General features: G+C 64.2%; 3 protein-coding genes. All 3 read left to right on the forward strand.

All coding sequences use genetic code 11. From position 1 onward, the window contains the following. On the forward strand, nt 1–898 hold an 898-nt coding region (locus RR928_RS24800; protein WP_332684745.1), incomplete at its 5' end, for an NAD(P)/FAD-dependent oxidoreductase. A gap of 131 nt (nt 899–1,029) precedes the next feature. Next, nucleotides 1,030–1,242 carry a 30S ribosomal protein S21 gene (gene rpsU, locus RR928_RS24805; RefSeq protein ID WP_159917519.1) on the forward strand — a complete coding sequence of 71 codons (213 nt, stop codon included), beginning with the start codon at nt 1,030–1,032 and terminating at the stop codon, nt 1,240–1,242. Nucleotides 1,243–1,341: 99 nt separating this feature from the next. After that, a complete protein-coding gene (locus RR928_RS24810; protein WP_213298304.1) occupies nt 1,342–1,788 on the forward strand; it encodes a GatB/YqeY domain-containing protein in 447 nt (148 codons plus the stop codon). Nucleotides 1,789–1,802: the final 14 nt, after the last annotated feature.

Below are 1,802 nucleotides of genomic sequence, written 5' to 3' on the forward strand. Positions count from 1 at the left end.
CTCGGCCGAAGACATCATCGCCATGCTGCTGGCCGAATGCGCGCTGGGCGGCGTCGAGCGCTGGCAGCCGTGCAAGGTGGGCAGCGTCTCGCATGACGCGAACGGCTACCTGCTGGCCACGGACCGCGGCGCGGTGCGCGCCCCCAACCTGGTGATTGCCACCGGCGGGCTGTCGATTCCCAAGATCGGCGCCACCGACTTCGGCTACCGCCTGGCCCAGCAGTTCGGCCTGCCGCTGATCGAGCGCACTCCCGGCCTGGTGCCGCTGACCTTCGACGGCGCGGCCTGGGAGCCCTATGCGCAGCTGTCGGGCCTGGCGCTGCCCGTGGAGATCAGCACCGGCAGCAAGAAGGAGCGCATGGCTTTCCACGAAGACCTGCTGTTCACCCATCGCGGCCTGTCCGGGCCGGCCGTGCTGCAGATCTCGAGCTACTGGCAGCAGGGCACGCCGCTGTCCATCAACCTCGCTCCCAATGTGGATTTAGCCGCGGCGCTGGCCCAGGCCAAATTGCGCTCGCGCAAGCTGATCGCCAACGAACTCGCCACCTGGCTGCCCAGCCGTTTGGCCGATGCCTGGGTGGCCCAGGACGCCGAGCTGCAGCGCCCCATCGCCGAAGCTTCGGACAAGGCCTTGAACCGTCTTGCCGAGCGCCTGAGCCGCTGGGAAATCACGCCCAACGGGTCGGAAGGCTACAAGAAAGCCGAAGTCACGCTGGGCGGCGTGGACACCCGCGTGCTGTCGCAGCAGAGCATGGAGTGCAGGGCCCAGCCCGGACTGTTCTGCATTGGCGAGGTGGTCGACATCACGGGCTGGCTCGGCGGCTACAACTTCCAGTGGGCCTGGGCCAGCGCGCATGCCTGTGCGAATTCCTTGCAGCCGGCTGTAACTGGTCTATAATCCTTGGCTTTGCTGGCAATGCCCCGTCGGCCAATACTAGTTATAGACGGGGAACAACCGCCGCACATGGCGCACAGGCTCGATCTCCTTTGCTCCCGCTGTCGGCAACAAATATTTGGAAACATTAGCTAATGACCACCATCCGCGTAAAAGAAAACGAACCCTATGACGTCGCTCTGCGTCGCTTCAAGCGCACGATCGAAAAGCTCGGCCTGCTGACCGACCTGCGCGCTCGCGAGTTCTACGAGAAGCCCACTTCCGAGCGCAAGCGCAAGAAGGCAGCCGCCGTGAAGCGTCACTACAAGCGCGTTCGCAGCATGCAGCTGCCCAAGAAGCTGTACTAAGCTCAAGCCGGCCTTCAAAAGCCGCAAACCCGCGCTCGGGACGCCAGGCGCGGGTTTTTTGTTTTCCGATTTCCGATTTCCACTTTCAGGAGCTATGCCATGAGCCTCAAAGACCAGATTACCGAAGACATGAAGACCGCCATGCGCGCCAAGGACAGCGAGCGCCTGGGCACCATCCGCATGCTGATGGCGGCCATGAAGCAAAAGGAAGTCGATGAGCGCGTGGTGCTCGACGACGTGGCCATCATCGCCATCGTCGACAAGCTGATCAAGCAGCGCAAGGACAGCATTGCCGCCTTCGAGACCGCCGATCGCCAGGATCTGGTCGACAAGGAAAAAGCCGAGCTCGAAGTGCTCAAGGTCTACCTGCCCCAGCGCATGTCGGCCGAGGAAGTCACTGCCGCCGTGCAGGCCATCGTGGCCGAACTCGGCGCCAAGGGCCCGGGCGACATGGGCAAGGTGATGGGCGCGGTCAAGACCGCGCTCGCAGGCAAGGCCGACATGGGCCAGGTGTCCGCCGCCGTGAAGGCCGCGCTGGCCGGCTGAAACGCCACGCCCCA

It is taken from the genome of Comamonas sp. (assembly GCF_036666375.1).
Lineage (GTDB): Bacteria > Pseudomonadota > Gammaproteobacteria > Burkholderiales > Burkholderiaceae_C > Comamonas.